Annotated in this window: 7 protein-coding genes and 1 tRNA gene; 3 read left to right on the forward strand and 5 right to left on the reverse strand. The window is 32.7% G+C overall.

Translation table 11 applies throughout. From position 1 onward, the window contains the following. The 3 genes from F0000_RS26055 to F0000_RS26065 all read left to right on the forward strand — a co-directional run. On the forward strand, nt 1–1,216 hold a 1,216-nt coding region (locus F0000_RS26055; protein WP_149627635.1), incomplete at its 5' end, for a gliding motility-associated C-terminal domain-containing protein. A gap of 57 nt (nt 1,217–1,273) precedes the next feature. After that, nucleotides 1,274–2,230 carry a type IX secretion system membrane protein PorP/SprF gene (locus F0000_RS26060; RefSeq protein WP_149627636.1) on the forward strand — a complete coding sequence of 319 codons (957 nt, stop codon included), beginning with the start codon at nt 1,274–1,276 and terminating at the stop codon, nt 2,228–2,230. A 99-nt stretch (nt 2,231–2,329) separates the two neighbouring features. Further along, the gene (locus tag F0000_RS26065; protein ID WP_149627637.1) at nt 2,330–4,288 is read left to right on the forward strand and encodes an OmpA family protein; all 1,959 of its coding nucleotides are present in this window, start codon (nt 2,330–2,332) and stop codon (nt 4,286–4,288) included. 323 nt (nt 4,289–4,611) lie between these two features. Here F0000_RS26065 and F0000_RS26070 read toward each other — a convergent pair. The 5 genes from F0000_RS26070 to idi form a co-directional block, all read right to left on the reverse strand. After that, a tRNA-Thr gene (locus tag F0000_RS26070) sits at nt 4,612–4,685 on the reverse strand. Nucleotides 4,686–4,753: 68 nt separating this feature from the next. Then, complete coding sequence (locus tag F0000_RS26075) at nt 4,754–5,020, reverse strand: hypothetical protein (RefSeq protein WP_149627638.1); 267 nt, start codon at nt 5,018–5,020, stop codon at nt 4,754–4,756. A 105-nt stretch (nt 5,021–5,125) separates the two neighbouring features. Further along, nucleotides 5,126–5,587 carry a peroxiredoxin gene (locus F0000_RS26080; RefSeq protein WP_149627639.1) on the reverse strand — a complete coding sequence of 154 codons (462 nt, stop codon included), beginning with the start codon at nt 5,585–5,587 and terminating at the stop codon, nt 5,126–5,128. 5 nt (nt 5,588–5,592) lie between these two features. After that, nucleotides 5,593–6,003, reverse strand: a complete 411-nt coding sequence (locus F0000_RS26085; RefSeq protein ID WP_149627640.1) for a 6-carboxytetrahydropterin synthase — start codon at nt 6,001–6,003, stop codon at nt 5,593–5,595. Further along, the gene (idi, locus tag F0000_RS26090; protein ID WP_149627641.1) at nt 6,000–6,518 is read right to left on the reverse strand and encodes an isopentenyl-diphosphate Delta-isomerase; all 519 of its coding nucleotides are present in this window, start codon (nt 6,516–6,518) and stop codon (nt 6,000–6,002) included. Before idi ends, F0000_RS26085 begins: the two co-directional genes overlap by 4 nt. Between the last annotated feature and the right edge of the window lie 682 nt (nt 6,519–7,200).

Below are 7,200 nucleotides of genomic sequence, written 5' to 3' on the forward strand. Positions count from 1 at the left end.
TACAGATGATGTTATTGATGTTTCTGATGCAGGAGATGAAAGCGTTGAGACTCCAGATGGCGATGGTAGCACGGATGGTGTTCCGGATAATGATCCTACGGTGACTATTCTAACATTAATGCCAGAACTAACTTTTGTTAAAACTGGAATTGCAAATGGTTCTTCAGTAGGTGATAGTATTACATATACATTTACAGTTACGAATACAGGTAATGTTACGATTGATGCTATTTTTATAGATGACATACTCACTGGTAGTACAAATTTAGCAGTTACACCTTCGACATTGAATCCAGGAGAACAAGGGACAGCAACAGCAATTTACATTATTACGCAAGATGATATTAATAATGGAGAAGTAATGAACAGTGCAACCGTTATAGGAGAAGATCCTAATGGAGAAAATGTAATGGATATTTCGGATAGTGGTGATGAAACTGTAGATGAAGATGGAGACTTGGATCCAACGAATGACCCTACGATTACTACAATTATTCAGAATGCTAATTTAGCATTAACAAAAACAGGTGTTTATGTAGATGTCAATGGAGATAGTCTTCCTAATGTTGGAGATGAAATTCAATATGTGTTTACTGTAGAAAATACGGGAAATGTAGATATTACTAATATCATTTTAACAGATCCATTACCAGGTATTGTAATTACAGGAGGTCCGATTGATTTGGCAGTGGGAGAAATTGATGAGCTAACTTTTACAGCAACCTATACATTAACAGCCTCGGATGTTTTATCCGGTAGTGTTGTTAATCAAGCTTCCGTTACAGGACAAAGCCCTAATGGCGATGATATAATCGATATTTCTGATGATGTTTTAAATACTACAGATGTTGATACTGATGGAGATGGGGATGGAGAAGATGAAACTATAACAGTGATAACAATTGAAGATGAAGTCGTAATCTATACGGGGATAAGTCCTAATGGTGATAATATCAATGACGAATTCCTTATTGTAGGATTGCAGAACTTTCCTGATAATACATTAAGGATTTATAACCGATGGGGGGTTGAAGTTTTTGAAGAAGATGGTTATATGCAGGAAGGAGTCGAACGTTTTGTAGGAATTAGTAAGGGGAGAGTTACGGTTTCTGAAAAAGAAGAATTACCCGTGGGAACCTATTATTATCTTTTAGAGTATGTTAATGCTTCTGGTATTAACAGATCCAAAGCAGGTTACCTATATATTAACAGATAAAGCTTTATTTGGAATAGTATATATTTGTTATTCCCTAAATCAAATAATGATATACATATGAATAGACTATTAACAATATTTATGCTGGTCATTTTTGGCCTGATTTCAAGTTTTAGTAGTGCACAACAGGATGCTCAATATACACAGTATATGTATAATACAATTAGTATAAATCCTGCATATGCAGGTAGCAGAGGTGTTATGAGTATTATGGGATTACATCGTAGTCAGTGGGTTGGGTTAGATGGCGCCCCAAGGACACAAACATTGACTTTAAATACGCCAATAGGAGAAAATAATAAAGTTGGGCTAGGGGTATCTATAGTCAATGATGAGATAGGACCTACAGATGAAACCTATTTTGATATTGATTTTTCCTATACAATTCCTACTTCAGAGCGTGGTAAACTAAGTTTTGGGTTAAAGGCTGGTGGGCATTTATTAAATGTTGATTTCCAAAGATTATCTCAATTTGATATTAATGATCCTAATTTTGAAAATAATATAGATAATAAATTCAGTCCTAATGTCGGCGTAGGAATATATTATCATACGGATAAGTTTTATGCGGGGTTGAGTGCACCTAATTTATTAGAAACAGATCATTTTGATGAAGGTGCTACCGTAGAAAGTGATAATTCTTCAACATTTATAGCAGAAGAAAGAATCAATTATTATTTGATTGCGGGACACGTATTTGATATTAGTGATAGTGTAAAATTTAAGCCAGCCGTATTAACCAAATTAGTATTTGGAGCTCCTCTGCAAGTAGATGTATCTGCTAACTTTCTGCTATATGATAGGTTAACTATGGGGTTAGGATATCGATGGAGTGCCGCATTTAGTGCAATTGCAGGGTTTCAGGTTTCTGATTCATTGATGATTGGTTTTGCATACGATAGAGAAACTACAGAATTAGGAAGAACACAATTCAATGATGGAAGTTATGAGGTGATGTTACGTTTTGAATTATTCAAAAAATATAATAGAATGTTAACACCACGTTTCTTTTAATCAGATGACGCCGTTGCACACTCTTAATGGTAGTCTTGAGTGATTGAATGTATAAATAAAGTTAGTATAGATTGCATAAAAAAATATAATCAAAATAAAATGAATAGAGTATTACGTAAGTTGCTATTTTTTATTGTAGGCTTTTTATTAGTAAATACAATGTTTTCTCAAGAAAGGAAATTAGGTAAAGCACAGAGTCAATATGACAAATATGAGTATATCAATGCTCAGGAAACATATCTAAAGGTTGTAAACAAAGGATATAAAAGCGCTGACCTTTTCAAAAACCTGGGAAACAGTTATTATTTTAATAGTCAATTTGAAGAGGCTTCAAAGTGGTATGAAGAACTCGTCAATTCTTATCCAGATGAAGTAGAGGCAGAGTATTATTTTAGATATGCTCAAACTTTAAAATCAGTAGAACGATATGAAGATGCTGATGCATTTATGAAAAAATTTGCAGCCTCCAGTTCTGATGATCAAAGAGCTCAATTATTCCAGGAAGAACCTAATTATTTAAAGAGAATAGATTTTCAGTCAGGGAGATTTGAGATCAAAAATTTAGATATTAATACGCCTTTTACAGATTTTGGTTCAGCTTTCTTTGGGAGATTTATTGTATTTAGTTCATCAAGAGATACTTTATTAGTAAAGAAAAGTATACATCAATGGAATGATGAATCGTTTTTAGATTTATATACTACAGAATATAATCCGGTAAATGGGGAACTTTCAGAAATAGAAAAATTAGACGGAAAAATAAATAGTAAGTTTCATGAATCTACTCCTGTTTTTACAAAAGATGGTAAAACAGTATATTTTACCAGAAATAATTATGACGGAAGAAATTATGGTAGTGATAAAAAAGGAACGAACAAATTAAAAATTTATCGATCTTATAAAAATACTCAGGGAGGGTGGACTACTCCCCAAAATTTATCATTTAACAGTGACCAGTATTCTACAGCGCATCCAGCTTTGAGTGTTGATGAGAGTAGTTTGTACTTTTCTTCAGATATGCCTGGAGGACAAGGACAATCTGATATTTACGAAGTAAAAATTAAAGCAGATGGTAGTTTTGGTGAACCAAAAAACTTAGGAGATACGATTAATACAGAAGGAAAAGAAACCTTTCCTTTTATTAGTGCCAATAATGACTTGTATTTTGCTTCTGATGGGCATATCGGATTAGGAGGATTAGATGTGTATGTAACCCGATTAAATCCGCAAACTGACGAGGAAAAATTAATAGTAAATATAGGGAAACCAGTAAATGGTCCTGATGATGATTTTGCATTCATAGTAGATGATACATCAAAAAGAGGTTATTTTTCCTCTAATAGAGAAGGAGGAAAAGGGAAAGATGATATTTATAGCTTTTTACAGTTAGAAGATCTCAAAAGCTTTTGTGAGATTACGATTGCCGGAATCGTAAAAGATATAGACACTCAGGAAGTATTACCAGGGACTAAAGTTTCTATATTTGATAGTAGTAATAATTTACTCAAAAGTTTTATTGTTGGAGACGATGCATCCTATAGTCATGTAGTTCCTTGTAATGCCAAATATTTTGTACGTGCAGAAAAAGAAGAATATACTACTTTAGAGAAACTAGTTAACGCACCAGGAGAGACAGAAACAATAGATGTTCCATTATTATTAGAGACGAAGATAAAAACTGCTGGTGTGGGAGATGATCTGGCAAAAGTGTTATCACTAAAACCAATTTATTTTGATTTTGATCAATCTTACATCAGAAAAGATGCAGCGGTAGAATTAGCAAAGGTAATTGAAGTAATGAATCAATATCCATCAATGAAAATTGATGTCAGATCGCACACAGATAGTCATGGTGATGATGCATATAATTTGTGGTTATCAGAACAAAGAGCTAAGTCAACAATAAAGTATATGATTGCTAAAGGGATTGTTGTAGATAGATTGACCAGCAAAGGATACGGAGAAACACAATTGGTCAATGACTGCGGAAATGGATCTAATTGCAAAAAAGCAGAATATCAGCTAAGTAGACGAAGCGAATTCATTATCGTTAAATAGAGTTTACATAAGTAAAGATACAGAAGAGAAAATTCATAAAGAAAGGTGGCATTGTAGCCACCTTTTTTTATGTTCAGACGAGAAATAAAATTATGCTATTTCTACTTTAAAAATGCTCAAAATAGAAAGTAGTTATTTTTTGTTTCAGACTTCGAAATAAAAAGCATCAATAGTGCTGCTATCTACAAAATTTTGATACAAAAAAAAGTTCGATACTAATCTCAGGATACACCTGAGTTCTTATGTATCAATACCGGTGTTTATTGATAGGAAAGTATGTAAAACAAAAAAGCTCTGATAGTGATATCAGAGCTTTTATTTAGAGCCGATGGAGGGACTCGAACCCACGACCTGCTGATTACAAATCAGCTGCTCTAGCCAGCTGAGCTACATCGGCAAAGCGGTTGCAAATATAATTTCTGTAATCATATTTCCAAATACTTTTTTAAAAAATTTATAAAGAATTTATAAAGAATTTACTTTTTCTACCAGAGACTTTGCTGTTACTTCTAAATCTTCTCTAATAGATTTAAAATGTTTAGCGGTATTTTCTACCTCACGATCACTAACTCTGGCCATAAATCCATCAAAGGATGCAATAGCTTCATCAATAATATCTTCTCCAGCTTTTTTATCTTTGTCGGGATTGTTTTCTTCCCAGATATACACTTCCTCAATGATATCACCTAGTACATAATTGATATCCTTTTTAAGATCTCTTTTATTTGCCATTTTCAATATATTTTGTGCAAAATTAATCTTTTAACACTGGTTGTGCAATAGAAAACCTATTACATTCTAAAAGAGCTACAAAATAGATTACCAGCTTATCGGATTTTAGGAATGCATAAGTTTTTTAACTGTTGAAATCGCCTTTTGCAAATGTCTGGAAGCATTCATACTATTAAACTTCAATCGCACAATCCCTTCCTGATCAATCACAAAAGTTTCTCTTCCTGGTAATATACCTAAAAGAGTTGTTTTTATTCCAAAGATTTTTTTAAGCGCACCATTGCTATCTGATAAAAATGGAAACGGAAGTTTATATCTGTCCTTAAATCTCTTATGAGAGTTGATACTATCAGAACTTACTCCGATCACCTCAACTCCTAATTCTATAAAGTCCGCATAACTGTCTCTAAAATCACAAGCTTCTTTTATACATCCAGGAGTAAAGTTTTTAGGATAAAAATAAATCACTATAGGTTTATGACCAATCCATTCTTTACTATTAAAATCTTCTCCAAGATCATTTTTAGCTATAAAATCCGGCACTATATCCCCTACTTCTAGTCCCATACTTTTTATTCTCCTGTATAAATCACAAAATTTCGAGCTGTCTCATACAGTGTGACTTCTATATCGTACGAGGGGTTTATTCTTTTTCTTAGTCTATTCCATATAACTATGGCAATATTCTCTACTGTAGGGTTTAGTTCCTTAAACTCTGTTACTTCTTCATTTAAATTTTTATGATCAAATGAATCTTCTATTTCTTCTTTGATATACTCCTTTAGGATTTTGAGATCAATTAAGAATCCAGTCTCGGGATCTACCTCGCCAGTAACACCCACTATAAGTTCATAATTATGACCATGATACCTGGGGTTACTACATTTTCCAAAAACCTGAAAATTCTTCTCATCACTCCAGTCTTTTCGATACAATCTATGTGCAGCATTAAAGTGTGCTTTTCTACAGGCTTTTATTCTCATAGTGTAATGTGTGAGTAAAATTTATCAAATATAATTTTAAACCAAGCCGTATATTTTTCCGGATGTATCGCTATATCTTTTTTAATCTCCTCAATAGGCATCCATTTCCAATCTGATACCTCCTCCAGATTTATAACAGGATCTTTTTCATAATGTCCTACTAAAACATGATCAAACTCATGTTCTGTGAGTCCATTATCAAATGGCGCCTTATATATGAATGAGATAGTATCTTTCAGACTGGTTACAAATCCCATTTCTTCCATTAATCTTCTTGCCCCTGCCTGAATATTGGTTTCACCATCGCGCTGATGACTACAACATGTATTTGTCCATAAACCAGGGGAATGATATTTATGATGTGCTCGCTGCTGAAGCATTAATTCATTCTTATGATTGAGAATAAATACCGAAAATGCTCTGTGTAACAATGCCTTTTTGTGTGCTTCTAATTTTGACATTAGCCCAATCTGCTCATCATTTTGATTCACTAAAATGACTTTTTCTTCTTCCATTATATTATATTGGCTCAAAACTACAAAATCGCAGCAGTAATTCATAATCTATACCAATTTTGGCATAAAATAAAGAATTGTTTATAGACTTCAAACCAAACATAATACCACTTTTGGTTTAAAATCACTCAAATAGACGATTTTTGTTTAAAAACTATACTACTTCGAGCTAAATTTTGTAAGATTTTTTATCGATAAATTATCAATAAAAAATCACAAGCTTCATGTAGTGCCGTTCCAATTCCTATAAGAGAGCTATCTTAATTGCTTCAAGTAAAGTCTCTGGCAAGTATGCCAGATGTTTATTGAAAAAACATTTCGATCGAAGCAAGCCGACGCATATAAATCTCAATTATCGAGTGCATTCATTTTTCAAATGAAATTACCTGCGAAAATCATTTCTTTTTGTTTTACAGTTTGAATTAAAAAATAATTTAATGTATCATGATTTCGTCTAAGAGTATGGTTTTTAAACAAGCGCTAAGAACTGGTATAAAAAAAACCAAAACATAAACGTTATCTTGACAAAACATTTTGATTTCGAGGCAAGCGAAGCATTTATACGATTTGTGATTAAAAAATTCGTATAAATTCATTGAATTATTTTTTCTTTATGCAAGGCAAAAAAATCAAGCATAGCTATAGCTACGGTTTATTTTTTAAACGAAGTAGAAAGGAAAAA

It is taken from the genome of Aquimarina sp. RZ0 (assembly GCF_008370685.1).
Lineage (GTDB): Bacteria > Bacteroidota > Bacteroidia > Flavobacteriales > Flavobacteriaceae > Aquimarina.

What these genes read in the sequence shown, in the direction of transcription:
- F0000_RS26065 (WP_149627637.1), top strand. Translation starts at nt 2,330, where the DNA reads ATGAATAGAGTATTACGTAAGTTGCTATTTTTTATTGTAGGCTTTTTA.
- F0000_RS26075 (WP_149627638.1), bottom strand. Translation starts at nt 5,020, where the DNA reads ATGGCAAATAAAAGAGATCTTAAAAAGGATATCAATTATGTACTAGGT.
- F0000_RS26085 (WP_149627640.1), bottom strand. Translation starts at nt 6,003, where the DNA reads ATGAGAATAAAAGCCTGTAGAAAAGCACACTTTAATGCTGCACATAGA.
- F0000_RS26060 (WP_149627636.1), top strand. Translation starts at nt 1,274, where the DNA reads ATGAATAGACTATTAACAATATTTATGCTGGTCATTTTTGGCCTGATT.
- idi (WP_149627641.1), bottom strand. Translation starts at nt 6,518, where the DNA reads ATGGAAGAAGAAAAAGTCATTTTAGTGAATCAAAATGATGAGCAGATT.
- F0000_RS26080 (WP_149627639.1), bottom strand. Translation starts at nt 5,587, where the DNA reads ATGGGACTAGAAGTAGGGGATATAGTGCCGGATTTTATAGCTAAAAAT.